Origin of the sequence: Bradyrhizobium sp. 164 (genome assembly GCF_023073715.1) — a bacterium.
Lineage (GTDB): Bacteria > Pseudomonadota > Alphaproteobacteria > Rhizobiales > Xanthobacteraceae > Bradyrhizobium.
This window is the reverse complement of record NZ_JADPKA010000091.1, coordinates 1-26,041: the sequence shown is the minus strand read 5'-3', so window position 1 is coordinate 26,041 and position 26,041 is coordinate 1. Positions and strand designations below refer to the sequence as shown.

The 26,041-nt window shown below is 60.9% G+C and carries 20 protein-coding genes and 2 pseudogenes; 9 read left to right on the top strand and 13 right to left on the bottom strand.

All coding sequences use genetic code 11. The features are described from left to right. Positions 1 to 1,133: 1,133 nt before the first annotated feature. Positions 1,134 to 2,033 carry an alpha/beta hydrolase gene (locus tag IVB01_RS27355; protein WP_247280279.1) on the bottom strand — a complete coding sequence of 300 codons (900 nt, stop codon included), beginning with the start codon at positions 2,031 to 2,033 and terminating at the stop codon, positions 1,134 to 1,136. Positions 2,034 to 2,319: 286 nt separating this feature from the next. After that, complete coding sequence (locus IVB01_RS27350) at positions 2,320 to 3,135, bottom strand: MBL fold metallo-hydrolase (RefSeq protein ID WP_247280280.1); 816 nt, start codon at positions 3,133 to 3,135, stop codon at positions 2,320 to 2,322. Between the two features lie 811 nt (positions 3,136 to 3,946). Between IVB01_RS27350 and IVB01_RS27345 the strand changes: the two genes are divergently transcribed. The 5 genes and pseudogenes from IVB01_RS27345 (at position 3,947) to IVB01_RS27325 (ending at position 10,986) form a co-directional block, all read left to right on the top strand. Further along, complete coding sequence (locus tag IVB01_RS27345; protein WP_247458565.1) at positions 3,947 to 4,558, top strand: phosphotransferase; 612 nt, start codon at positions 3,947 to 3,949, stop codon at positions 4,556 to 4,558. Between the two features lie 66 nt (positions 4,559 to 4,624). Beyond that, positions 4,625 to 5,918, top strand: a pseudogene (locus IVB01_RS27340) (IS1182 family transposase); the annotation flags it as partial. A gap of 267 nt (positions 5,919 to 6,185) precedes the next feature. After that, a complete protein-coding gene (locus tag IVB01_RS27335) occupies positions 6,186 to 8,675 on the top strand; it encodes an adenylate/guanylate cyclase domain-containing protein (RefSeq protein WP_247495005.1) in 2,490 nt (829 codons plus the stop codon). Next, positions 8,560 to 9,591 carry a hypothetical protein gene (locus IVB01_RS27330; RefSeq protein WP_247495004.1) on the top strand — a complete coding sequence of 344 codons (1,032 nt, stop codon included), beginning with the start codon at positions 8,560 to 8,562 and terminating at the stop codon, positions 9,589 to 9,591. Before IVB01_RS27335 ends, IVB01_RS27330 begins: the two co-directional genes overlap by 116 nt. A gap of 408 nt (positions 9,592 to 9,999) precedes the next feature. Beyond that, positions 10,000 to 10,986, top strand: coding sequence for a c-type cytochrome (locus tag IVB01_RS27325; RefSeq protein ID WP_247280283.1), 987 nt, complete (start codon positions 10,000 to 10,002; stop codon positions 10,984 to 10,986). Between the two features lie 461 nt (positions 10,987 to 11,447). On the opposite strand, the gene IVB01_RS35390 is transcribed toward IVB01_RS27325, so the two are convergent. From IVB01_RS35390 to IVB01_RS27290, 8 genes and pseudogenes are all read right to left on the bottom strand, one after another. Then, positions 11,448 to 11,714 (bottom strand): substrate-binding domain-containing protein, encoded by a 267-nt coding sequence (locus tag IVB01_RS35390; RefSeq protein ID WP_253075139.1) that lies wholly within the window; start codon positions 11,712 to 11,714, stop codon positions 11,448 to 11,450. Then, complete coding sequence (locus IVB01_RS35385; protein ID WP_253075140.1) at positions 11,656 to 12,201, bottom strand: substrate-binding domain-containing protein; 546 nt, start codon at positions 12,199 to 12,201, stop codon at positions 11,656 to 11,658. Before IVB01_RS35385 ends, IVB01_RS35390 begins: the two co-directional genes overlap by 59 nt. Before the next feature lie 427 nt (positions 12,202 to 12,628). Beyond that, on the bottom strand, positions 12,629 to 12,994 hold the full coding sequence (locus IVB01_RS27315) for a hypothetical protein (protein WP_247280284.1): 366 nt from the start codon (positions 12,992 to 12,994) through the stop codon (positions 12,629 to 12,631). 63 nt (positions 12,995 to 13,057) lie between these two features. Beyond that, complete coding sequence (locus tag IVB01_RS27310; protein ID WP_247280285.1) at positions 13,058 to 13,279, bottom strand: hypothetical protein; 222 nt, start codon at positions 13,277 to 13,279, stop codon at positions 13,058 to 13,060. A gap of 258 nt (positions 13,280 to 13,537) precedes the next feature. Further along, entirely contained in the window at positions 13,538 to 14,629 is a 1,092-nt protein-coding gene (locus tag IVB01_RS27305) for a TRAP transporter substrate-binding protein (RefSeq protein WP_247421125.1), read from the bottom strand. Positions 14,630 to 15,404: 775 nt separating this feature from the next. Beyond that, positions 15,405 to 15,795: pseudogene (locus tag IVB01_RS27300) on the bottom strand (VOC family protein). 129 nt (positions 15,796 to 15,924) lie between these two features. Continuing rightward, positions 15,925 to 16,884, bottom strand: coding sequence for an alpha/beta hydrolase (locus tag IVB01_RS27295; protein WP_247280287.1), 960 nt, complete (start codon positions 16,882 to 16,884; stop codon positions 15,925 to 15,927). A gap of 130 nt (positions 16,885 to 17,014) precedes the next feature. After that, the gene (locus IVB01_RS27290) at positions 17,015 to 17,509 is read right to left on the bottom strand and encodes a phasin family protein (RefSeq protein ID WP_247280288.1); all 495 of its coding nucleotides are present in this window, start codon (positions 17,507 to 17,509) and stop codon (positions 17,015 to 17,017) included. 233 nt (positions 17,510 to 17,742) lie between these two features. Here IVB01_RS27290 and IVB01_RS27285 point away from each other — a divergent pair, with 233 nt between their 5' ends. Next, the gene (locus IVB01_RS27285; RefSeq protein WP_247421129.1) at positions 17,743 to 17,919 is read left to right on the top strand and encodes a hypothetical protein; all 177 of its coding nucleotides are present in this window, start codon (positions 17,743 to 17,745) and stop codon (positions 17,917 to 17,919) included. Positions 17,920 to 18,024: 105 nt separating this feature from the next. Here the strand turns inward: IVB01_RS27285 and IVB01_RS27280 are convergent, their stop codons facing one another. Further along, entirely contained in the window at positions 18,025 to 19,866 is a 1,842-nt protein-coding gene (locus IVB01_RS27280) for a tetratricopeptide repeat protein (protein ID WP_247421133.1), read from the bottom strand. 384 nt (positions 19,867 to 20,250) lie between these two features. Continuing rightward, the gene (locus IVB01_RS27275) at positions 20,251 to 20,805 is read right to left on the bottom strand and encodes a protein-L-isoaspartate(D-aspartate) O-methyltransferase (RefSeq protein ID WP_247280291.1); all 555 of its coding nucleotides are present in this window, start codon (positions 20,803 to 20,805) and stop codon (positions 20,251 to 20,253) included. Between the two features lie 393 nt (positions 20,806 to 21,198). Between IVB01_RS27275 and IVB01_RS27270 the strand changes: the two genes are divergently transcribed. Both IVB01_RS27270 and IVB01_RS27265 read left to right on the top strand, forming a co-directional pair. Beyond that, on the top strand, positions 21,199 to 21,849 hold the full coding sequence (locus tag IVB01_RS27270; protein WP_247495003.1) for a tyrosine-type recombinase/integrase: 651 nt from the start codon (positions 21,199 to 21,201) through the stop codon (positions 21,847 to 21,849). Between the two features lie 176 nt (positions 21,850 to 22,025). After that, a complete protein-coding gene (locus IVB01_RS27265; protein WP_247280293.1) occupies positions 22,026 to 23,465 on the top strand; it encodes an acetamidase/formamidase family protein in 1,440 nt (479 codons plus the stop codon). Between the two features lie 712 nt (positions 23,466 to 24,177). On the opposite strand, the gene IVB01_RS27260 is transcribed toward IVB01_RS27265, so the two are convergent. After that, entirely contained in the window at positions 24,178 to 24,540 is a 363-nt protein-coding gene (locus IVB01_RS27260) for a hypothetical protein (RefSeq protein WP_247421136.1), read from the bottom strand. Between the two features lie 809 nt (positions 24,541 to 25,349). Here IVB01_RS27260 and IVB01_RS27255 point away from each other — a divergent pair. Continuing rightward, the gene (locus tag IVB01_RS27255; RefSeq protein ID WP_247459047.1) at positions 25,350 to 25,766 is read left to right on the top strand and encodes a hypothetical protein; all 417 of its coding nucleotides are present in this window, start codon (positions 25,350 to 25,352) and stop codon (positions 25,764 to 25,766) included. The last annotated feature ends 275 nt before the right edge of the window (positions 25,767 to 26,041 follow it).

Sequence of the window (26,041 nt, the reverse complement as noted above, 5' to 3'; positions counted from 1 at the left end):
GTGCCGCGCGCAAAGGCCGGACATATGACCGCACCGTTCCAATGTGTGAAATCGACTGCAAAAGCTCTTGCCACGCGGGCCGTTCCACATATGGGGGCAAGGTCACACTCTCAGTGCGGTAATTAGAGCGAACGTATCTGGGAACGTTCCGATGCTGATTGTTTTCCATCCGGCAACATCCGAAACGGACGTCACTGGACCCATCCGTGTCGGGCCGACGGCCGTCGCCTTGAGTATCAACTGCCTATGCAACACATCACGCGCCGAGCATTGAGCGTGAGCGCGGTTCGCAGAGGCGAGAACGCATGCGACACAGAGCAAGAGTGTCGCTCCAGCGACGTCCCCCGTCAGCGCAACCATCCGCCTCATGATGCCCTCCCTCGTGACGCGAGATCGGCAAGCAGTTCATACTGTTCAGCCGCGCACGAGGATGAACCGAGGTCATAGGAAGCGCTTTACAAACGGCTTCCATTCTTCTTACCATCTGCTTACATCCCAGCTCGTTAGGTGCGATCGTGCCGTAGGAGGACGCATTTGCTTTGCTCCGTTTCGATTTTTGCTTTGCTCCTTTTCCGATTTTGCGCTGGATACGAACCGGCGGAGCTGCGGCAGGGAGCCGAGACGATCTCTGTTATGCCGCAGATGCTCGACCTTCAGAAGTATTTGACCCGCAACAGGGAATGCGTCGTCAGTAAGGACGAGCTCATCGCTGGCATTTGGAATGGTCGCGTCGTCTCGGATGCCGCGCTGACTCGCCTCATGCCGCCCCGATCGCAAGCGGCGACACGGGCGAGAAACAGCAGTTGATCAGAACATAGACGCGCAAAGGTTTCCGCTTCGTTGGTACAGTGCAGGATGCCAGACCTACTTTATCGTGGATTTATCGTCTGATCCGTGCGTCCGCTGCGGGTCCAAAGACTGTCCTCGGCAGCCTGCACCAGGGTGGTCCGTTCACCGTCCGGCAGCGGCCGCCGCGCCTATCGCGCAGACAGTCAGCCATGGGCCCAGTACCGGAAGTCGCGCTGCTTCATTCAATCACTTCACCAATGGTGGACGGGGCGAAAGAGAGAGCTAGAGCGCTCCGGTGGTCACCAGACTAAGGCACCTCAGAGCACACGAGCAGCCGCACTTTGTTAGTGGCTCGCGATGAAGGCAACTACGGCTTCGTCATAGGCGTGCGGGGCTTCTCCCGGAACGGTGTGAGATGAGTCGGGAATTTTGACCCGAGTTCGTTGAGGCAGGCATCGTTCCAGTTCGTCCACGATGCGCCGGAAGAACTCGGGACTGCGCTCACCATTCGTTACAAGCGTGGGCGCCGAAATGCGCTTTGCCATGTCACAGGTGAACACCGGACGCGGGCGGGTACTTATCACGTCCGCGACGGAAGACAGCGCATTGTCCGACATCATCTTGCGATCGCTCTCGGACCGCCGGTCGTAGGTGCCGGGTCCGCCCACAGCTTCGGCAAACAGCCGCAGCCCCGCATCGATCTCGCCATTTCGGAACGCGTCCCGTGTGGACGCAAACCGAACGTTCCATTCCTTCAAGATCTCCGCGCCTCCGGGTGCTCCGGCGAGCAAACCTGTGGCCGGGGGTTCATTGATGATCAGCGTTTGCACCATTTCAGGGTGATTGAAAGCGAAGAACAGCGCAGCATGTGCGCCGGCCGAGTGAGCAACTATATGAGCTCGCTTTACGCCGAGCCCGGCCAGGATGGCGGCCAAATCCTCGCCGTGAACGTCTGCGGCGGCATCAGGGAGACCATCCTTGTTCGTTGCGTTCGGAAAGTGGTTCTGCCGGCTATAGGCGATGACACGATAGGTTTTCGCGAACACCGGAACATGCGCATTCCAAAAACGATAGTCCTGAAGTCCGCCGTGCACCAAAACAACGGGATCACCTTGCCCAGCCTCGATATAGGCGAATTGCGTGCCGTTGACGCTCACCTGTTTGACATCAGCTCCGATAGCTGGTGCCAAATGCCAAGGCCAGAGAATGAGGCCGGATATAAGGGCTTTGAGTGCTAAGTGCATGATGACCCCCTGCATCTCAAGGTAGATACAATATCCCGGTGATGTAAGCTCCGCCATGCGACGTTGCGTTGCAGCTATCAATAAACCGCAGGCTTGACAGCCCGAGTCCACGTTGGGTCACAAGCCGTCTTGCCGACACTATCCGTCCTTCTTCCGCTTGCGACCGGAAAGCCGGCGTCCACACGCTCAAGACGAAGGACAGCTAAGGACGAGAACCGGACTCACGCGGCGCAGCAAATTGGCCCGAGCTGATTCAATCATGTCAGTGCTGGATTTTACGCCGGGGTCAAGGTTTGGCGGGTCTTCGGACTTCAACCTTCTCGCCGACGTCGATGACCATCAGATCTTCACCGAGCTCCAAGGGACCGGAGTAAGTCTTCCGCGTTGGTGGAATCAGATCCTGCTCGGTTGCGTTCGGCAGCACGATGTGTGAATACACCGCGAGCTTGGGCGTCGTCCGCGTAAACACATCTCCAGCCTGCTCTGGCGTGACATGGTGGGCGACAACACTTGTCGTTCGCGCTGGTGGAACTCCAACCCGCTGGAACGTCTCAGGCGAGGCGACCTCGTGAATCAAGAGATCAACATTCTGCGCGTGTCGGATGAGATTTTCAGAGGTGCGGGTATCTCCGGAGAGCACGACAGACCGACCTGAATAGTCGATACGATAACCAAACGCGGGCTTCACCGGCGTGTGGTCCACTTCGAACGCGGTGATCTTCACACCGCTGTTCTCATATACGAGCCCCTCGGTGATGTCCTCGGCGAGAATGACTACGCCGTCTGGTGCCGCTCGGTCATCGTAAAGGCGAATCCTGATGTCATATTCGAATGCCTGCTCGAGGAGCGACATCATGCGCTTCGTCCCTCTGGGTCCCCAGACCTGCAGTGGCCGATCCCGGCCCGGCGTAAGCCAACCGGTTAGCCACAGATCCGGGAAGCCGACGACGTGGTCTGAATGCAGGTGGGTGAGAAAGACGCCGTTTACATCCTGCCAGGGAATCTTGATCTGGTTGAGCCGCTGAAGGGCGCCGCGGCCTGCATCGAAAATGAACTTCTGTCCACCCGCTTCGACGAGGATGCTCGGTCCGAACCGATTCATAACGGCCGGAGGGCATCCTGTCCCTAAGAGTGTTACCTTAATTTCTTGTCCTTGCGCCGTCGCCGCTGGGACAACGACGAGGGCAAATAGTGCGATTCCTAGCATTCTCTGAAGACACTTTGAGGCCATACGCTGCCCTCCCGGTCGAAATCAGATGATGTTCTATCTGCTGCCGCTGGTACATCGCGCGGCGTGTCGAAGCCCTATCTCATTCTCCAAGGCTCACACTTTTTCACAGTAGCGACCCCAGGGCAACATGACCGCTAATCGGTTGGTCCGGCTGTGCTCCGGCCCTGCCAGTGCGAGAAGCTGGCAGGGGCGTTCAAGACAGGAGCACGCCATATCTCAGAAACTCAGCACGGCGATCGGGGGCACGAGCCTTCTCGTGTCCAGTCTACCCTCGACAGGCGACTTGCCACGCCCTGCCGCTGTTCGGCTACGGGCCAGAACCGAGCTTGTCTCAAACCGCGCGTCGCTTCGCGATTCTGGCAAACGCTGCGGCCGGGGACAAGCCACGATCATGGCTGACAACTAAGATCGCGGGAGGGTTCTCTTTTGCCCGCCGTTGGTGTTTGGTCGCGACCGGCGGGAGGACGGGCAATGCGGGGAGCCCTCGGAGAGAAGATCAACCAGGGCGGCACAGCGGACATCCACGTCTGGGCGCCCGGTCAGGTCGTAAAACTGTTCAAGGAAGGTTTCCCGCCGCGGCTCATCCAGCAAGAGGTGCGGATGACCGAGGCAGTCTTCGCCGCCGGCGTGCCAGCGCCGGAGGTGTTCGGCGAGGTGAACGCTCGATGGACGCTTCGGCATCGTGCTCGGCCGTCTCGACGGACCGACACTGCTGCAAGTCACGCGCAGCGGCGCCGTCACGTTCGCTCAGGCGGGTGCGATCCTTGCGTCCCTCGGCCTATCCGTACACAGGATGTCGCCGCCAGCGGAGGCCTTCCATCTGCGCGGCTGGATGGACACCGCATTCAGGCACTCGGGCGACGTCGTGCCCAAGCACATCGCCTCCGGCATCCTCGCGCTGATCGACCGCCTGCAGCAGCCGGAGGACGGGCTGTGCCATGGCGACATACACCTCCAAAATGTGATCATGACGGCGGACGGTCCGCGGCTGATCGACTGGACCTTTTCAATCCGCGCGCCAGCGGCCCTCGATCATGGGTTCACTCACATCAGCCTGACCGAGTTTGCCCTCGACGTCACCGACAATCCGCAGCGGCCGCTTGCGGTCAATGCCGCCGCGCAATCTGAATACGCCCGGCTGTCCGGCACGCCGGTAGCGGCGCTGAAGCAAGCGATGGAGGCCTGGCTGCCGATCGCGATCGTCCGCTACTTCCTGCTAATGGGCGGCCCGACAAGTGAGCGATGGAAGCGGATGATGCAGCTCGCCGAAGCGGCCCTGCGCCCGAACGACTGAATCCTTCATCGCGCGCGCGTGGCCGTCGATGCGGCTGCTCAGCGACGGCTTCGGGTTCAGCCACTCGACACGGGGCGCCCCGGCTACCATCCCGGCATGATGCTCAAGATCTACATCTACGGCTACCTCAATCGCGTGCCGTCGAGCCGACGGCTGGAGCGGGAATGCCAGCGCAATATCGAGATGATCTGGTTGACCGGGCAGCTGGCGCCGGACTTCAAGACCATTGCGGACTTCCGCAAGGACAATGGCAAGGCCATTCGTGAGGTCTGTCGCGAGTTCGTCGCACTGTGCCGCAAGCTTGATCTATTCAGTGCAGCAAGCGTCGCCATTGACGGGTCAAAGTCCAAGGCTGTCAATGCGCGGGACAAGAACTTTACCGAGGCCAAGATGAAGCGGCGTCTTGAGCGGATCGATGAGAGCATCGCCCGCTATCTCTCGCAGCTCGAGACCGCTGATCGGCATGGCGACGCGGTGCCGGAGGCGAAGGTTGAGCGGTTAAAGGGCAAGATCAAGAAGCTCAAGGAGGAGATCATCCGGCTCAATGCGATCAACGCGGAGATGATAGAGAGTGAGGACAAGCAGATCTCGCTGACTGATCCTGACGCGCGCTCGATGGCGACAAGTGGCAAGGACACCGGGATCGTTGGCTACAACGTGCAGATTGCAGTTGATACGCGGCATCATCTCATCGTGGCTCACGAGGTGACCAACGTGGGCAGCGATCGACACCAACTCGCCAACATAGCCAGGCAGGCTCGCGACGAGATGGCTGTCGAAACGATCGAAGTCGTGGCAGATCGCGGCTATTACGATGGCGAGGAGATCAGGGCCTGCGAGGAAGCCGACATCACGGTGACGTTGCCGAAGCCGATGACTTCGGGCGCCATGGCTGCTGGCCGATTCGGCAAACAGGACTTCATCTATGTCGCCGCCAATGATGTTTATCGCTGTCCCGCCAGCGAGCGGCTAACTTATCACTATACGAACGTAGAGGACGGAAAGACACTGCGCCGATATTGGACAAGCACCTGCAAGACCTGTACGCTAAGAGCTCAGTGCACGACAGGTCCCGAGCGCCGCATCTCACGCTGGGAGCATGAGGCCGTTCTGGAAAAAGTTCAGGATCGGCTCGACCACAACCCCAATGCAACGGGTGTCCGCCGTCAGACAGCGGAGCATCCGTTCGGCACGATGAAGTTTCGGCACGATGAAGTGTTGGATGGGAGCAACGCACTTTCTCACGAAAAAGCTGCCAAAGGTGGCCGCCGAGATGGCGCTCAACGTGCTCGCCTACAACATGAAGCGCGTGATCATGATTGTAGGCGTAGGCGGATTGCTGGAGGCGATGCAGGCGTGAGGCCGGCCTCTGCGCGACCAAATCGGCGCCTACACGAAGCTCCTGGTTGCCACCGAAATGACAGGAGCTCGATTCCACCGAATTGGAAGCTCGGCGGCCCCGAAATGCGCCGGAGCTCCCCAAGTTGCCGGATTTTCACACGGCCTGGGCCAGAAGCTGCCCTTCCTCCGCAGTCAGCTCATGACGTTTCACCGCGCCCCGCGCGTGCCATTTTGAGGTAGGCTGGAGCATCTAGCGCTCTGAGGACGATCGAGCCGGGAGACGCCCATGGATGTCGCGGCGTGGCTGCGTGATCTGGGGCTGGGACGGTACGAGCAGGCGTTCCGGGAGAACGACATCGACGCCGAGGTCCTCATGGACCTTACGGCCGAGGATCTGATCGGGCTCGGCGTCACCTCGATCGGCCATCGCCGCAAGCTGCTCGCCGCCGTCGCCGCCCTGCGCGCCGGCTCAATTCCGGCGACTATCCCTGTCACGGCCGCACCCGCCGCGGCGTCGGTTGGACCTCAGGCTGAGCGCCGCCAGCTCACGGTGATGTTTGTCGATCTGGCCGACTCAACCGCGCTCGCAGCACGGCTCGATCTGGAGGAAATGGCCGAAGTCCTGCGAGACTATCAGAGCGCGGTGGCGGGCGCGATCGCGCGGTTCGAAGGGCACGTGGCGAAGTACATGGGCGATGGTGTGCTGGCCTATTTCGGCTATCCGCGCGCTCACGAGGATGAGGCCGAACGCGCCGTGCGGGCCGGCCTCGCCGCGGTCGCGGCGGTGCTCGGACTGGGATCGGCGCATCGCGAGAAGCTCGCGGCCCGTGTCGGCATCGCCACCGGCCCGGTGGTTGTCGGCGAGCTGATCGGCGAAGGCGCGGCGCGCGAGGAGACCGTGGTCGGCGACACGCCGAACCTCGCGGCGCGGCTGCAAACCCTGGCCCAGCCGGGCACCGTAGTGATCTCCGCTCGCACCCGGGAGCTCATTGGCGGGCTGTTCGAGCTCGCCGAGCTCGGCATGCAGATCTTGAAGGGCTTTCCCGTTCCGGTGCGGGCGTGGCGCGTGGTCGGCGAAGGCAGCGCCGAGAGCCGGTTCGAGGCGTTGCACGGAACTGGGCTGACGCCGCTTGTCGGTCGGGACAATGAGATCGGCCTGCTGCTCGAGCACTGGGAGCGAGCCAAGGAGGGTGAAGGCCAGGTGGTGCTGCTGGCGGGCGAGCCTGGCATCGGCAAGTCGCGCCTCGTGCGGGCGCTGCGCGGGCGACTTGAGAATGAGCCGCATACGCCCCTGAGCCACTACTGCTCACCGCACCATCAAACCAGCCCGCTCTATCCGGTGATCGGCCTGCTGGAGCGGGCGGCGGGCTTCGCCGCGGACGATCCCGCCGCAACGAGGCTCGACAAGCTCGAGGCGCTGCTTGCGCTGTCGATCGATGATGTCACCGCGGTGGCCCCGCTGCTCGCGGCATTGCTGTCGCTCGAGACGGATGCGCGCTACCCGCCGCTCGACATGAGCCCGCATCGGCAGAAGGAGCGAACGCTCGAGGAGCTGGTCAATCAGGTGCTCGGCCTCGCAGCGCGCCGGCCCGTCCTCGCCCTGTACGAGGACGTGCACTGGGCAGATCCGACCTCGCTCGAGCTGCTCGACCTTTTGGTCGACCGGGTGCAAGGCGCCCCCGTGCTCGTCCTCATCACCTTCCGGCCCGAGTTCGAGCCGCCCTGGACACACTATGCCCATGTCACCGCGCTGACCCTCAGCCGCTTGAGCCGTCGGCAGAGCGCGGCCATGGTTGCGCGGCTGAGCGGCGGCAAGGCGCTGCCGCCTGCGGTGCTCGACCAGATCGTCGCCAAGACGGATGGCGTGCCCCTGTTCGTCGAGGAACTAACGCGGACCGTGCTGGAGGCGAATCTGCTCCGCGATGAGGGCGATCACTACGCGCTCGCGGGGCCACTGCCGCCGATGGCGATCCCAACCACGCTGCAGGAGTCGCTGCTGGCCCGGCTCGACCGGCTGGCCCCGGCGCGTGAGGTGGCCCAGGTCGCGGCCGCAATCGGCCGCGAATTTTCGCACGAACTCCTCGTGATGACGACGGCGCTGCCGGAGAGCGAGCTGCAGGCGGCGTTGGACGACCTCGTCGGCTCGAGCCTGGTGTTCCGGCGCGGGCAGCCGCCTCAGGCGACCTACAACTTCAAGCACGCGCTCGTGCAGGACGCCGCCTATGCGACCCTGGTGCGCGCGAAGCGGCAGCGCTTGCACGCCCGGATCGCCGCCGCGCTCGAGCAGCATCTTCCGGAGACAGTGCAAGCGCAACCCGAACTTCTGGCCCACCATTACATGGAGGCGGGGCTGGCCGAACCGGCGATCGACTATTGGCTGAGGGCGGGACAATCAGAGATCGCGCGCTCGGCCACAGCAGAGGCGATCACGCAACTGACCAAAGGGCTTGAGCTGATCCCTGCTCTCGCCGACGACGCCGCACGATGGCGGCGAGAACTCGAACTGCAGGTCGCCCTCGGTGTCGCCCTGATGGCTGCGAAGGGTTGGGCCGCACCGGAGGTCGGGCGGACCAACGCACGGGCCCGAGATTTGTGCGAGCGCCTCGGCGATACGTTGCGACTTTTTTCCTGTTCTCTATGGGGAGTGGGTTTTTCACGTCGTGAGGGCGGAGCTCGAGGCCGGTCGAACTGCAGGCGAGAATTTACTCCGCCGCGCGCAGGAACAGAACGATGCGGCCGCCGAAACCATTGGCAACCGCATCGTCGGAACCGCTGAATTGCTTCGCGGCGAGTTAGTGGCTGCTCGCGCCCATCTGGAGCGGACGCTCGCTATCTACGATCGGGCCGTCCATCGGTCGCTTGCCTTCCTGTTCGCGCAGGATCCAAGCGTGGCGGGACTGTCCGTTCTATCCTGGGGACTATTCGCCCTCGGCTATCCCGAGCAGGCAAAGGCGAGGAGCGAAGAGGCACTGACGGACGCGAAGGAATTGTCCCACCGCAACACCCTCGGCTATGCCCTGCTTTACGGCTGCATCCTGTCGCAGCTCCGCCAGGATCAAGACGAGGCCCGAGATCGGGCGAATGCGCTGATCGCGCTTGCAGCCGAGCAGGATTCCCCACACTTCCTCGGAGCCGGCGTCATCATTCGCGGTTGGACGCTGGGCGAGGCTGGGAATTTTGGGGCTGGTATCGCGCAGATCCGAGAGGGACTTGCGATGTGGCAGGCCACCGGAGCGGGCTTCCTGGTGCCCTATTTCCGAAGCTTGCTTGCTGAAGTCCACGGCCGGTCCGGCGCAGTGGACGAAGGCCTGGATCTTGTTACCGAAGCGCTGGCCCGAGTGGAAGAAACCGGCGAGCGATGGTTCGAGGCCGAGCTGCATCGGATGATGGGCGAGCTGATGCTGCGGCTGCCGAAGGCCGATGCGAGCACCGCGGAAGCACGGTTCGGGCATGCGGCCGCAACCGCGCGCGAGCAACGCGCCAAGTTGTGGGAGTTGCGCGCAGCGACACGCCTTGCACGATTGTGGACCGAACAGGGTCGGCGCGGCGAGGCTCACAACCTGCTTACCCCGCTCTACAGCCAGTTCACCGAGGGTTTTGGAACTCCGGATCTACAGGCCGCCAGAGCAATACTTCAAGAGACCACGGCCAGCTCCGAGCCGAAGAACCCGATCCCAAGTACCAGCAGTTAATTCTGCATACGAGCATCGCAGGTCTCTTGGCCAAATCGCCTTAGACGGCATCTCGCTGGTTTCAGTCGTGGCGTGAAGCCGTGCGCCTCTGAATGACGGCTCCGGGTCAGGAACGTCGAGTGAGTATGCGCGCGACCACGTCCGGTCTACCCGCAAGCAGCAGACACCAAGGCAACCGTCGAGGTCCGACGCTGTGGGCCAAGATCAGTCAAGCCTCTTTCCTCCACCATGTGATCGATGTAGCGTAACTATGGAGCTGCTCAACGGGATGTGCCGAAGTCCCCGTCTATTGTGACGAGCAGCATGTGCCCTCGGCGGGCATCGCATTCTCCACTGATCGCCTTTTTGCAGTGCCGTCCGTGTGTGTTCCGCCGCGGAACACCGCCTGAGAAGCATGAGGGCCTAATCATGAACAGGTTCGAGGGCGCGCTGAAAATCGCTATAACTTTCTTTGCGTCGGCAACAGTTTGCGTGGCGCTATCCATCACGACGGCCACAGCGGGCGACTCGCCGCCACGGTGGGCTTATCCGGAGAACAATCCCAACTACAAGCCGCCGGTCGATGACGGTAACGTTGTGCGTGTGCCGAACAGCACGGCCGGGTATACCTGGAGCCAGCTCCGGGACCGATTCGTCGCACCGATCTGGCACCCGGGCGACCATCGGCCGCTGCCGGACATCGTAGCCAACGGCCGCAAGCCCGACGTGCTCGCCTGCGGGTTTTGTCACCGCGCCGACGGGCCTGGGGGTCCGGAAAACGCTGACCTCGCAGGTCTTCCGAAGAGCTACATCATCCGACAAATGGCTGACTATAAGAGCGGCGTGCGCAGCACCGCCGTCGCTGGCCGTCTGCCGACGAGCTTGATGATCGCCCTTTCCAAGCCGATCACCGATGCGGAAGTGGAAGCAGCGGCGGACTATTTTTCCGGCCTCCAGCCGCGCAAGCGCATCAAGGTGGTCGAGAGCAATACCGCGCCGAAAAGTTACATCGCGGCGTTCCTCTGGGCAGCGGTGGAGGGCGGTGAACGTGAGCCGCTTGGGCAACGCATTCTCGAAATTCCCGACGACCTGCACCGTTTCGAGAGCCGCGATCCCCGCTCGACCTTCACCGCCTATGTGCCGGTCGGCACCATAGCGAAAGGCGAGGCACTGGTGAAAGGCGGGTCGGGAAAGACGGTCGCATGCGCCCCGTGCCACGGGCCGGAGCTCAAGGGTCTCGGGCCGTTGCCGAGCATCGCCGGCCGCTCACCGAGCTACATGTTTCGCCAGCTCTACGATTTCGGGCATGGCGCGCGGAGCGGCGAGTGGAGCCCGCTGATGGCGCAGGTGGTCAACAACCTCGACCAGGACGACATGCTGGCGATCGTAGCCTATCTTGCTTCGCTCGATCCGTAACGCGGGGCGGGGCCGCCGACCTAATTAGGACGCGCCCACGGAAGCAGGGCCGAGGCCAGCTACAAGTCTCTCGCAATGCCGACGATTCAGTCCGGCCGCTTTGGGTCAATCGCGTCGGTTTGGCCGTCTGCCAGCCACTTCCGGTCTACCCCAAACTCCGGAAGTGCCGCTGCATCGCACTGAGTGAAGCGATGGGCCAACAGGGGACCTCCATAACGGGATAAAGGCTGACGCGAAGCGGACATCACGAACTCAAGAGGCGTCGACAATCGTTGAACAGAGCGGGCACTCAGATCACGTCGTCAACGATTTTGCTACAGCTCTCGCATGTTCAATGAATAATTGTGCCAACGGGCCAGGAGTCCGGTTTTTCACCGTGAGAATCGCAATCGCATTAGCCGACATGCGCCAATCCGCTTTGGCAGAATGGAAATCATTGCGCCACGACGCAGCTGATTGCTTCAGCCCGGCGTCATACCTTTGCTCTTGATCACCGATATGGCGTCCGGCGTTTTCAGGTAGTCCACGAGCGCCTTCGCGGCAGCGGCATCCTTCGTGCCTGCACCGAGCGCGGCCGTGAATACGACATCCTGCTGCAAATCAGCGGGGAACGGGCCAACCACGTCGAGGCCCGGCGCCGTCAAGACGTTCATCAGGAACAGCGCGAGTTCAGCCTCGCCCTTGGCGACCACAGCAACGACCTGTGCCGGCGTCGGCTGCGGTTTCATCTTGCCTTTCATCGGTTCGGTGATGCCGAGACGCTCGAATACTTTCGCGATTGAAATAGCCAGTTGCGCTTTCCGGAATCGAGGCGACCGATTCCGCCTTGAGCAAGGCAGCCTTTAACGCCTCGGGCGTGGAGATGTTGGGCTTCGGCGCACCGGCGCGAACCGCGACACCGAGGCCGACACGAGCTATGTCCAGCGTCGGCCCGGCTGCGAAGTGTGATTGCGCGCCGGCGTCCCTCATCACCTCGACCGGCACGACGCCCACATCGAACGGCTTGCCGGAAGTCGCTTCCTTTATCAAGTTCGAGGTGGTGCCGAAGAAGATATCAAGCTTGTGGCCTGAGGTTTGCTCGAACTTCGGCTTGAGACCTGCCCACACCGCTGTCATGGCGCCGCCAGCCAGAACCCTCAACTCAGCTGCGGTCGCAGCCGACGACAGCATTATACCGGCCAAGATGCCCACTGCCGCGAAAGAAACCGTCCTCATGTAACCTCCACAAGCAAATATGAACTGAGCGTTCGACCGCATGTGGACGCTACGCTGTTCTAGGTCCAACGCCTAATGTCTCAGATGGGTCATGAGCGCCGGTCGGCGGCTCCCCCGGTTTCTTCCGGTCTACCTCGATGAGCCGACAACAGGGACGCCGGCCGGACCTGCGCCTTTGGACTAGAAGGCGGCGATGGTTACAGCCAACTCCCGCTCAAGGACCACGGCTCAAGTCTTGCGTGCAATCAGTTTGCAAGGGGCAATGATGGTTCGAGATACACGTAATCATGTTGCTATCTGATCTTGCCGTCTCTCGCCCATCAACGTGTGCAAGCCCAGCGGTCCAGCAACGCCAACGACAAGCGAACGGGCCAGCTCTCAAGTGCCGAGTTGAAGTTGGTGCAGCGGTGCGACGAGGTACGTGGCCTCAACCGAGAGGTCGGGCTTGTCTGAACTGGAAAGTGCTCGGCGTGAACCTCCTGGCCACGGCGCGCGCCTTGCCCTCGGATGTTTCCAACGCAATCTTCTGGGCAAGCATGACATCTCCGATCGGCAGCGCGCCGATCGGCATGAAGCACAGCCCCTCCCGCACGCGGCCTCTATCGTCAATCTCGCACACGTTCACCGATGTCCCGGCGTGGATCCGGTACCGCTTCCCACTTTCGCTTCCGACAACCTCGAAGTAGCCCCTCCTTGCGAACTGCTCCCGCTGCGCGGGCGATAGCCAACGCCGCAAGAGCAGCAGCGACCGCCCCTCTGGTGTGCGCTCGGCGCCGTGCCTGATGAAGAGCATTCGCGCCGCTCTCGTGCGGGACCGGACGCCCGACGCCGACGGCCGAAAGCCGAACATGAGCGGCTAGCCGCCGATCAATCTGGGGAAAAAGAGGGTTTCATCCGCACTGGCGTCGAACGATCGGATCTGCGAGATCTGACCGGGACCCGTCCGGACCGCGGCGGTGAAGCCGGCATTCGTCAGCTCATAGAACCGCTGCTCCGCCTTCGCCACTTCCTGCAGGTCGCGGGGGTTGAAAGGGTGATGGCTGTCGCCGGTGCGGTCCATCACGATCTGAATCGCCATGGTCGTCCTCCTCGGATTGATAATGGCCCAAGGGATCCTATCAAGTATCCGACTAACGTGACGAACTTTCAAGACAAGACCACTTCAATCCGAAGAGCGATCTGCTGCTGACCGCAGAAGACAACCGAGTTCTTGAAGCGTGCCATCATCGACGCGGTCAGCACGAATGCTGTCCGTCGGCCCGCCATCGGGCCGCGACGGCCGGCTTCCTTCCGGCTGAAGCTGATAAGAGTATCCCGAAGGGCCGGCGCGGCTCGCTCAGCCCTTCGAACGCATGCGGATCATGAATGTTTCATATGAATACTCCGCGATCTGCCACCAGAGATTCTCGTCGTTTCGAAAGTCCACTTGCGAATCGTAGATCTTCTTGAAATCAGGGCTGGACGCGGAGGTTTCCGCATTGACCTCGTTCGAAGCCTTTAGGCACGCTTCCATCACCGCCTGGCTGAACGGACGCAGAAGAGTCCCGTTGGCGACGAGCCGTTTGATGGCCGCCGGATTGCGCGCATCATAGCGCGCCTGAACGTCCATGTTGGCATAGCCGCAGGCCAGAGCGAGGAGCGACTTGTAAGCCTTTGGCAGGGCGTTCCACTTGTCCAGGTTGATGAAGAAATGCAGCGCCGTGCCACCTTCCCACCAGCCCGGATAATAGTAGTACCTTGCGACCTTGTAGAAGCCGAGCCTTTCGTCGTCATAGGGACCGACCCATTCGGTTGCGTCGATCGTGCCTTTTTCCAATGCGGGATAGATGTCGCCGCCTGCGATCTGCTGCGGAACCACGCCGAGCTTTGAAAGGGTCTTGCCCGCCCAACCGCCGATCCGCATCTTCAATCCGCTGAGATCTTCGACGCTGTTGATCTCCTTGCGGAACCAGCCGCCCATCTGAGTGCCGGTATTGCCGCCCGCAATACCGTATATGTTGTACTTCTTGCCGAACTCGTTGAGCATGTCCTGACCGCCGTGATCCTGAAACCATGCAGTCTGCTGGCGCGAGTTCAGGCCGAACGGTACCGAGCAATAGAGTGCGAAGGTCGGATCCTTGCCGATGAAATAATAGGCGGCGGTGTGGCACATTTCGACGGTTGCGTTGCTTACTGCATCGACAGCCTGCAAGGCAGGCACGATCTCGCCGCCTGCGAAGGGCTGAATTTGAAACTTGTTGTCGGTAGCTTCCGCAACATATTTCGCGATCGTCTCTGATGCACTGAAAGGCACATCCAGCGACTTCGGCCAACTCGTGGTGCAGCGCCACTTTAATTCAGGCATCGACTGGGCGATGGCTGGCGCAACAACGGCGGCAGACGCGGCGAGGCCGGCACCTGCCGTACTTAGAAATTGACGACGTTTCATGGCGTTTCCCCTGTGGATGATTGCTCATTGAGTAAAACCGCCGGCCCGCGGCCATTTCGACGGCAGTACTCCTCCGGGGATCAATTTTTCATGCGGGCCTTTTTTGGATGAACCCGGCAGAGATCAATTATATCAGACATAGGGATGCGCAGGAGATGCGAACAGCACCACCTGCAAGTCAAATGGGACCGGAGATGGATTGGGAAGCGGCCACGCTGCATTGCGGCAATCTTGCGCCGACGAACCCGCCTGAACCAGAAGCGGTCATCGCGTCCGGTCAATCTAGCAGCAACCATAAAGAAGTAGACGCGACCGGCTCCATCTAAACAAGCGACCGGCTCCATCTAAACAAGAATGGATTGCTTCTCCCTCTTTGGATAGTCTCGGCTGGTGTTTGGAATGCGGAAAGCATGGTACAGCGGACTACGTCTTCTTCGCTGTCGCGGTGGTCGTCGGGTTAAACCGCTATTTGGCCGGCATATCGTAAGCGAGCGCGTTGCTATGCAATAGGGTCCCAACGGCGAGCCAACTTGGTACGCTCCAAAATGGCTCGCTATGTGGGGGATGATTGCCTTTATGGCGGCCGTCCGTCTCTTCATTTGGCTGGTTTCGATATATGCGCCGCAACACTGCACGGTGCAGGACCGAGCCGAGCAGCGTCTGGTCTATCCCGGCGAGCCAACTTGTCGATGGTGAAGGCCCTCTTCGGCAACGGGTCAATAGCTGCCGTGGTATAGCAACGGAGATGCGGCTGTTCACATAGGATTCGTAAGAACTATCGCGTCAGCTGCAATAGATCCCATCGATTTCCGTAGAGATCATCAAAGACCGCAACGATTCCGTACGACTCGACGCGAGGTTCCTCCCGAAACAGTACGCCTTGAGCGATAGGCTTCGTAGTCGCGCCAGAAATCGTCTGTGTGCAAGAAGAGGAACACGCGGCCTCCAGCTTGATCACCAATGTGTTGCGTTTGACCAGCTGTAACCGCTTTCGCCAGCAGGATGCGGGTTTCTTGAGAGCCCGATGGAGCGATTAGAACCCACCTTTTGTCGTTGCCGAGGTTAGTGTCCTCAACCAAGTCAAAGCCGAGGCGTCGGGTGAAATAGGAAATGGCTTCGTCGTAGTCGCGAACAAGAAGGGCGATGTAACCGATTTGCTGCCGCATGGGGATTCAGTCTACGCACCTGGCTTTAGTCTGCAACGGGTCAAAGCGCGACTTTGCTCCGCCCATTAGGTTGGTCTCGTCTAGCCCACAAACCGGACGCCGCGGACGCCCGCAATGCAACAAGAAAGCCTATGCGGTCCTCACCGGTGCGGTGGGCGCCAGCGCCGCCACGGCATCCGCTATTCCCGCCGCATCTGCATAGGTAACCATGTGACCGGCATCCTCGACCAGATGAAGCAAGGAGCGGGGCAACACCGCGTGGAGGCGGCGCGACTGGTCGGCCTCGATGAGCCGGTCAGCCTTTCCATGCACGATCCTAACCGGACACCGGATATCCCGATATTGAAGCCGCAACTGCGCAGCAGCTGGAATAAGGAACGCACTCTCCTCGGCGGCCGCCCTCAACTGCTTGGGTCGGAGAGCCAACGAGATCGGAAATTCGTTCTTGAATTCCGGCGGGATGGCGCGCGGCGCGAACACGGTGCGCATCAGCTTCGGCATAATGGCGCACGATATGATCGGCGAGATAGTGTAGCGCATCAGATCGCCGAGCAGCGGCAGTGCCGGAACTGACATGAGCCAAAAGTCCGGCCGAGCGGTTGGAAAATAGTAGCCGGACACAAGCACCAGCCCACTCACGGCATAACCGCTTCGCAGCGCCAGAGCGATCGCCACCAGCGTTCCCCAGGAGTGGCCAAGTACCACGGGGTTGCGCACGCCAAGCTGATCAAGAGCCTTCGCGAACAAGGCGGCTTGCGTTGTGGCCGTCCAGATGCGTGTGCGCGGACGGTGGCTGTAGCCAAACCCTGGACGGTCGAAGCAAACGACGCGATAATTCTGGGCCAGGCGGTCGACCAAACCGCTTAGGACGAGATCCTGAACCATGGTGCCATTTCCGTGAAACAGGACCACGCAAGGCGCGGCGGCATCGCCCCGTTCGATATGGTGGAGGTACACACCGTCGCAATCGGTAAAGACGCCGATCGGGGGATTGTTTCGCTCCGCTGCCACCTGAAACGCGATGTTGGCGAGGATCAGAACGACAAGTCCGGCCAAAACGATCAGCAGCACGGTTTCAGTTGTGGACATGGTGTCAACTTATTCGCGATGGCAAGCACTGATTCCACTCCGTCGTTGTGAGCCGCGCTCCCAAGCCGACAGCAACCAACCGTGATCGGCGCGTGCGTGATCCGCGTTTGCGACCATCCTTTGCCGCCAGTTATCGTCCCGGCAGAGCCGTGAGCTCTCGGGGCGGATTGATGCGCCAGAACGGATATGCCGCCAGTTCTTTCGAATGCTGCCCGAACATATCGAACCGCCTGTTTGTAAACTCCGTAATGACGCCGAAAAATTCAGTTGGTGACCTGATCGACGCAAGTCTGAGGCCGAATTCAAAAGCTAATTGCGCGTTGGCCCCGGCAATTTCAAGAAGCTTCGCTTCATACGCCTGCATGTTTGCCGTCACTAAAGCAAAGCCTTTCATTGGATCGCGACCCGTCATTCTCTGACTGAGGTCATCGGGTAAGGCATCCAGCCGAGGCTCTTTAGGATCATCATGAAGCCCAAGAGGCGTCTCAATCGGGACTGCCGCAACAGAGCGAAGTAAATCCTCTTTCTGGCTTCGAACAATGGCTTGCTTGTTCGGTTGAGCCCGCGCGGCCAATTTCGGATTGCGGGCGCGCTTCGGCGCTGTCGCCGGTTTGCGTTTACTCATCTGACGCTCCAAGAAAATGGGGGTGCGACTTCATTTCTGCAGGTCAACAGGCATTGTGATGTGGCGTTCCAAACCCGTGGATTATTGGGGTTCCGCATAAACCGAGATCAATGGCGCGCTCTGCGATGTCGAGATGATTTTAGGTAGCAACTCCAATCAACAAACGTCTAGCTAGCGATCTTCTAGACCTATGCTCAACGGTGTCAGTTTGAGAAAAATCAGCCCTCCGCGCGTTGAGTCTCTCCAAAGGCCGTTTTATCGCCGACGTTCTCATCACGGACGTCAAGCTGCCCGGAGGCATCGACGGATGGCTGATCGCCGAACGTTGCGGAGACCTGAACCGCGCCGGTTTAAGCAGTGGCGTGCTGCCTGTGAATGGCGGCTCAGGGTCAAAAGGCGAGATCGGCTAGTCGATGCGGCTTCGTCCGCTTTACCTACGAGAACGGACATCTGCCCATCTTCGAGATGTCCGAAAAGTGCCCAGGAACGGAGGCGGCACGAATCAGTCGCACGCTTCAGAGATTCGAAATCTGCAACAGCTTGCGGTCACCGATCCAAGTTCTGGCAAGATCAGCCTGGGCCTTGCGGGCCGCGGTAGCATCGCCGCGCGACTTGTGCAGCTCCGCCAGCCCGTAATACGACCAGCCATTGGCGGGCGCCCGGCTGAGCGCGCGCTGGAATTGCCGCTCCGCCTCGGCGTAACGGCCGGCCTGCAGCAGGGCGGCGGCAAGCGACTGCCGGATCGGATAATACCAATAGGGTGGCTCGGTGTAGGCCAATGCGTCCTGCAATGCCGCCGCCCGCTCGAACCGGATGATGGCGGTGCGATGGTCGCCCTTGTTTTGAGCTACGCGTGCGAGGATGACTGTGCGCGCGATGCGGAGCACCTCCTGCGCCGGGACGCCTGAATCCTTCAGTAGCTTGAACTCCGCGGTGCGCTCGATCGTCTCGATGGCGCTCGCCGCGGCAGTAGCGCCCGCGAAGTCACGGTTTGCCACCAGCGCGACGCCGCGCGCGTAGAGCCACATTGCCTTGACATAGGGAATCGCATCGCCGGGATCCGGCAGCGCCAGAATGGTCTCGGGCGTGCTGAACTGCGCGTGCGCGAAGTAAGGCGCCGCCTTGACCGGCTGCACCATCGCAATGCCCTTGGCAGCCTCGCTGGGAATAAGCTGACCGAGCTTCTGCGCGGCGGCGATCACGGTCGGGCCGTCGCCGGCCATCTGCGCCGAAGCCATCACGAAGTGCACGTTATGCGGATAATAACCGAGCCGGTAGACTCCCATCGGCGCGTTGGTCTCGGCCAGGTATTTTTCATCGACCTTGACCGCCGTCTTGTTGTCTTCCAGCGCGTCGAGATACCGGCCAACCCGATAGTAAATGTGGCTCGGCATGTGGACGAGGTGGCCGGCACCGGGGATCGCGCCGCGCAACCGATCGGCATAAGGCTCGGCGCGCTTCGGCCGGTCGGACGCCTCGACGGCATGGATGTAGAGGTGAATTGCACCGGCATGATTGGGATTGCGAGCCAGCACACGCTCCAGCGTCGGCACGATCGGCGCGCTTTGCGGCTTGGCGTCACGGCCACCCGGCTTCCAGTAGTCCCAGGGGCTGATATCCATCACCGCCTCGGCATAGAGCGTGGCGATTTCGTCGTCCTCCGCAAACTGCTTTGCTACCTTTGCCATTTCGGCCGCGTAGGCCGCGTCGAACGGGGCGCGCGCGGCCTTCGGATCGCTGCCGTAGCGCGCCACCAGAGCACCGATCAGCGCCTGCTCGCGTGGGCTCGCCTTCCCGGCAAGCGCCTTCGCCTTCTGCGCGGCAGCGTAGGCAGGCGCGGCCGCGTCTTCCGGCATCGGAAGATTGATGTTGGGACCGAGCACCAGCGCCTCGCCCCAAAAACACATGGCGCAGTCAGGGTCGAGTTTTTGCGCCATGCGGAACGCGCGCCGCGCCTCATCGTGATTGAATGCGTAGGAAAGACGCAGGCCCTGATCGAAATAAGCCTGCGCGCGCTCGTTCGCGGTCGTGATCTTCCAGGTGGTAGAGCCAATGTCGGTCCACAGCGGCGGCTCGGTGTCCGTGAATGCCAGCGCGGGGCTGGCGGCACTCATCTCGGCGCGTGGCACTTCCGTCTGAGCCAGGCGAAACATCATGTTTGGCGAGCCGGTCGCGGCCGGCGCGCGGCAGATGGGAACATCGGGGCCGACGAGCGGCAGCGATATGTCCACGGCGGTTGCTCGCGCGTCCACGAGGATAAAGCCGCTCCCGGCCAGCAGCGCCGCCAGCGCAACTCCGCCGAGCGCGGCGGCGCCAACGGAACCCAGTAGATTTTGAGATCGCGTGAATGTCGCCATAATGGGCTCCAAAATCGGGCGGAGGAAAACAATCTGCCGGATCCGCGACTTCAACGGGGCGCGGGAACAGGATTCAAAGAGACCCCTGAATTTCAGACGTTTCCGTCCTTTCCGCAAGGCGACTGCAATGTCTGTGGCTGCGACACGTTAGCGTCGGCGGAAAGCTCGACGTGTTGGGTCAACGGTGCTGCTCTTTCCCGCTTCGGATCATTCGCGTCAGTTTGCCCGCGCACCGACGACTTCCGCTCTACCCATATAAACAGACATCGTCGCCGTGCGCGGCATGTCCCTAATGGGCCAATTGCTGCCTTCCAAAAGTGCGCAAGGCGTCGACCTAGACGGCCCCAAAGTCCTGCTCCGCAAGAACTGGACCGTTGGGAGCTTTCAGTTTTGTGAACGCGTAAAGGGAACAAAGCGCACGAGGGCGACCGCGCGCGTCGTCGTCTTGCCGGGCGCGATTTTTTCGACGACCGTGAGCTGCTGAGTGGTGTAACCGGATCCCACAGGCATGACGAGTCGGCCACCCATTTTAAGCTGCTCAATCAGCGGCGGCGGTGGCTGCCCGAGCGCGGCAGTCACGACGATGGCGTCAAAAGGACCGCATTCGGGCCAGCCATCATAGCCGTCGCCAAGTCTGACGCTCACATTGTCATACGCGAGGTCTCTTAGTGCTTTTGCGGCGGCCTCGGCCAGTTGGGGGATAATCTCGATGGTGCAGACCTTTCGCGCCAGGTGCGCAAGGATGGCGGCCTGATAGCCGGAACCCGTACCGACTTCGAGCACAACGTGATCGGGCGCGACCTCGACCAACTGGGTCATCAAGGCCACGATGTACGGCTGCGATATGGTCTGCCCGAGTCCGATCGGTATCGGTCTGTCCGCGTATGCGAGGGAGCAAGATCGCTCAGGGATAAATAGATGGCGTTGCGTTTGCTCCATGGCCTCAAGGACTCTCTGAGAGGCCTTGCTGTCCCAAAACACTGGCGGATCGTGCGCTCCCCAAGAGGTTCACGATTCACGTCGACCGTTTGAGCGCAACGGGAGGACTCGACCGATGACCGGTAAGCGAATGACCGCAGTGCGTCAGGCGGTAGTGCGTCAGGCGGTTCTTCAGCTATCATAACATGACTGCAGCTGGCTGGTAAGTTGCCTCTAATGTCCATTAATGGTCGGAGGACTAAACCGCTCGCGCGGTAGCGCGCTGCGGCGGGCGATTGAGCCCAGAGGATAGCGCAACGGGGCGTCCTGTCTTGAGATGAGGGGTTCGCAACCTTCACCCAAGACAGGAGCATCCCCATGACCGACGAGGCTATGAGCCCGTTGCGCCGGCGCATGATCGAAGACATGACGATCCGCAAGTTCGCGCCGAAGACCCAACACGACTATGTGCAAAGGGTCAAGAACTTCGCCGTTCTCGGGCGATCCCCGGATACGGCGAGCTTCGAGGACGTGCGCCGCTACCAGCTGCATCTGGCGGCGAGCGGCGTTGGTGTGCCGACCATCAATCAAACCGTTTCGACGCTGCGGTTCTTCTTTAAGGTCACGCTGAAGCGCCACGAGATCGTCGAGCACACCCATGTCATTCACGAGCCACGCAAGCTGCCGGTGGTGCTCTGCCCCGAGGAAGTGGCGCGGCTGCTCGATGCCGCGCCGGGGCTGAAGTACAAGGCGGCGCTGAGCGTGGCCTATGGTGGTGCCGGCCTGCGCGCCGCCGAGGTGGTCTCGCTCAAGGTCGCCGACATCGACAGCAAGCGGATGATCATCCGCCTCGAGCAGGGCAATGGCGGCAAGGACCGTAACGTTATGCTCTCACCACACCTGCTCGATCTGCTCCGGACCTGTTGGAAGGCGGCGCGCCCGCAGGGCTGGTTGTTCCCGGGCCGCGATCCGGTGCAGCCGATGACCACGCGCCAGCTCAATCGCGCCTGTCACGCCGTGCGCGGCAGCCCCAGGTCGTCGGCCGCGCCGAGACACCTCATTTGACAAGTGATGTGGCGTTTGGACAGTGTGACTGCCGGATTACATCGCTTGCCGTGAAGCAAATTTGAGCATTGAATTTTATGCGTGGGCGAAGCGAGGCGAGTTTGGCTTGAGGCTCAATTCTTGCGCGTCACCAAGCCACCTCCTGCCGGCTAATTTGTCAGAGAGGAGTCACCATCATGTGTGCAGGCGATGATCAAACGTGCCCGCGATTTGAGCTGCATCGACAGAAGCTCCTTGAGGACCTCGACCAAGAGCGGCGCGCATTCGTTAAGAGCGCATTCGTCGCGGGCGGTGGCGCAGCCGCATGGGCTGCAAGCGGCACGCTGGCCACTCCGGCATCGGCGCAGACCAAGCCTGGCCAGCCGACCTACCACTACTTGCCGGCCAACTCGGACACGGTGCATTGGGGCTATTTCAGCAAACTATTAAAGCCTCAGCTCGAAGTGGATTCGGGCGATTACATCACCATCGAGGCCGTGACCCACCACGCCGGCGACGACGTCGAACGTATGGTCAAAGGCGATCCGGGTATTGAGAGCATTTATCTTTGGAGCAAGGATAAGAAAGGCGTCAATCGCCGTGGCGCCGGCCCGATCGACGGCAAGCAGCTCGGGCGCGGCGCAGGCGAAGGCTTCGGCGTGCATATCTTGACCGGTCCGGTTTTTGTTCGCGGGGCCGAGCCGGGCGATATCATTGAAGTCCGCATCATGGATGTAAAGCCCCGGCCTTGCGCTAACCCGGCCTACCCGGGCAAGTCATTCGGCAGCAACGCGGCGGCTTGGTGGGGCTTTCATTACAATGATCTGCTCACTGAACCGAAGCCGCGCGAGGTGTGCACGATCTACGAAATCGACGCCAGCGGGCAGCAAAACTGGGCACACGCGGTCTACAACTTCCGCTGGGTGCCTCAGACCGATCCGTATGGTGTCGTCCACAAGATCATCGATTATCCCGGCGTGCCGGTCGACCATTCGATCGTGCAAGAGAACCACAACATCCTCAAAAACGTCCGCATCCCGATCCGACCGCATTTCGGAGTGATGGGCCTGGCGCCAAAAGAAGCCGACATCGTCGATTCTATTCCGCCGAGCTATTTCGGCGGCAACATCGATAATTGGCGTATCGGCAAGGGCGCGACCCTGTACTATCCGGTTGCAGTGCCAGGCGGCTTGTTCTCAGTCGGCGACTCGCACGCCGCGCAAGGCGATTCAGAATTGTGCGGCACCGCCATCGAAATGTCGCTGACCGGGACCTTCCAGCTTATCCTGCACAAGCAGAATTCACTGAGCGGTTCGCTCGCCGGGCTGAATTACCCGCTGCTTGAGACGCAGGACGAATGGGTTCTGCACGGATTCAGCTTCCCCAATTATCTCGCGGAGCTCGGCCCTACGGCGCAGCAGGACATCTACAAGAAATCCTCGATCGATCTCGCGCTAAGGGATGCGTTTCGTAAAATGCGTAGCTTCCTGATGACCACCAAGGGATTGACCGAGGACGAGGCGATTTCGCTCATGTCCATCGGAGTCGACTTCGGCGTCACGCAGGTGGTCGATGGCAATTGGGGCATCCATGCGATCATCAAGAAGAACCTGTTTGCCGGTATAGCGACGGCTTGAAGCTCTAGGAGCCATGAAGCGACGGGAATGTTAGAATCGGACCAGCAGTAGCCCTCGGGCGGATAGCGCGCAATGTCCGAGTGGGTCAATCGCGCCGAAGGTAGTCCGTCAGAATGGACGGCAAACGTCCTCAAGGCTCCGTTTGCGCCCGAGTTCGAGCGGTGCCGCAAACTGACGCGATGGGCCAAAACCGGAGTCGTGCATCGCAGCAAGAAGGTCTACGCTAATGGTATCGCACCGCAGAGAAGGCGGATAGGGCCTTGCGTCGGCCTTGGGGGTAATCTCGGAAGTGCCGGTTGCCCGGTTTTGCCGGTTCCGCATCACCTCCTTAGCAACGTTCGACACGACGCTGCGATCGCGGGGACATTCAAGCTGCTGCATGGACCACCTGTCACATAGACCTTCGCGAAGTTGGAGCGCGAGATCGAAGTCACGTGGCGCAACTCGGCAGCTTTTTTGTTACGAAATTCCAGGATCAAGTTACATCTGCAACTGTGGAATCGCTTGAATCGAGCAACGCGCGCGACGCGCTTTCTGAATTTGAATTTACTTTCTGAGTTTGAATTTGATCAGGCGCTCGCGCGGAGTTGAGCAACAGTGATGTCGAAGCCAGTAGCGTCTCTCTCGATCGATTGCCACCTCCGATGGGTGTTGAGGTTGGGAGCGATAGTCCTCAAGGAGGATGATCATGTTGCGTAAGACAGCAATCGCGTTATTGGCCGTTGCATCTGTTGGCCTGGCTGCGCCGACGATGGCGTTGGCTCGCGGCGGTGGCGGCGGCGGCGGAGGAGGAGGAGGCGGAGGCCACGGCGGTGGCGGAGGTGGTATCGGCGGAGGCCATGGCGGTGGCTTCGGTGGTGGCGGTTTCCATGGCGGTGGCTTCGGTGGTGGCGGTTTCCATGGCGGTGGCTTCGGTGGTGGCGGTTTCCATGGCGGCGGCTTTGGTGGCGGTGGCTTCCATGGCGGCGTGGCCGGCGACCTCCGCGGTGGCGGATTCCGTGGCGGCCGGATGGCCGGCGGATTCCATGGCGGGGAATTTCGTGGCCGCGGCGAATTTCGTGGTCGTGGATTCCATGATCGCGATTTCGGGCGTCGCCGCTTCGGATTCGGATTCGGCTACCCGTATGACGACTACGCCTACTGTTACCCGTATGGATATGGGTACTCGTATGGAAATGGGTGTAGCTATTACCCGTACACCTACAGCAATGCGTACTAAGACTCGGCAGTTGCCATGTAGTTCGGCGACGCCCACCACGCATGGCCGGCACCTGCGGCTCCGACAGGTGCCTGCCAACCTCAGCGCTCTCTCGCGCTGAGGTCACAGGCGATTTCGGCGACTCGCTAATGCGCCAAAGCTCTATGGTCCGTTCGACACGACGTTGCGATCGCGGGGACTATCAAGCTGCTGCATGGATCACCCCGTTCTGCTGGACAATCGAGTCATTGGCGGCGCGCCAGCGCGACCTCGCCAAAATCAAGCGTTGGGATTGCGCAACGTGAATTGACGACGTTCAACCCCGTCTCACGGTAGCTTGCCCCTTCGACCAGAGTGCCCCTGTCGTCGCGAAATACTGATCACCCTCGCCAGCCATTCAAAGCCCCCGGTATCATCCAGCTTTTTTCCGTCAACTTCCGATTTGGGTCAATCGCGTCGATTTGGCCGGTTCTCCGCAATTTCCCGTCTGGCCAAAAGCGGTCAAGCAAACCAAAGCGCAGGCGCGTCCTATTAGCGGCAACTGATCCTTAACCACGGTAAATGATCAGTCACTACTCAAGATCGTGGTTCTGCAGACGTGCAATTTTCGTTTGGTATGCTCCTACGCTGTGGTGTCGACTAACGCAGGGGGCAGGATGAGCGGCCGCGCTAACGGATGTTTGGCAATGCTTGTGGCCGCAGTCGCGATCATAGCGGTTGGCTGGTGGGCATTTCGCGGCGAGACGACCACACTTAGGTCACGGCTGACCCTTGTCGTAGAAACCCCGGAAGGTGAGCGATCGGGTTCGAGCGTGAGTCAATTGACGATCCTTGCGCCCGGCCGTTTGAACCGCACAATTGGGTTTTCGTCCCTGGCGAGGGTAGGCGAAGTTGGTGAGGCCGTTGTTGTCGATCTGGGGATGCATGGCGTGCTGTTCGCTACGCTCGCCGAAGAACGCGCTCTTCGGAGCGGTGGAATGGGCATGTACAATGGAGCTACGGCACCATTCGCTCAGGAAGCGTTTCACGGCAAGGCCGACAAGAATATTGGCGAAGGACGATTATACGGTTTATCTCGAGGAGATGAAACGACGCAAACCTAGAAGCGATGTGTCGTTCGGGAATTTGCCGGTTGACCTTGCCCCCATATGTGGAACGGCCCGCGTGGCAAGAGCTTTTGCAGTCGATTTCACACATTGGAACGGTGCGGTCATATGTCCGGCCTTTGCGCGCGGCACATGGCCGCTGGCCTCGATGAGATCCGCGGAACGAGGAGCTATGTCAATCGGCGTTCGACTGGGACCCCCTATCGGCATCCAAAAGGGACCCCTTTGATCGGCGTGCTCTGCTGGGAGCGCTCGGGTCGTCGGAGCTGGTC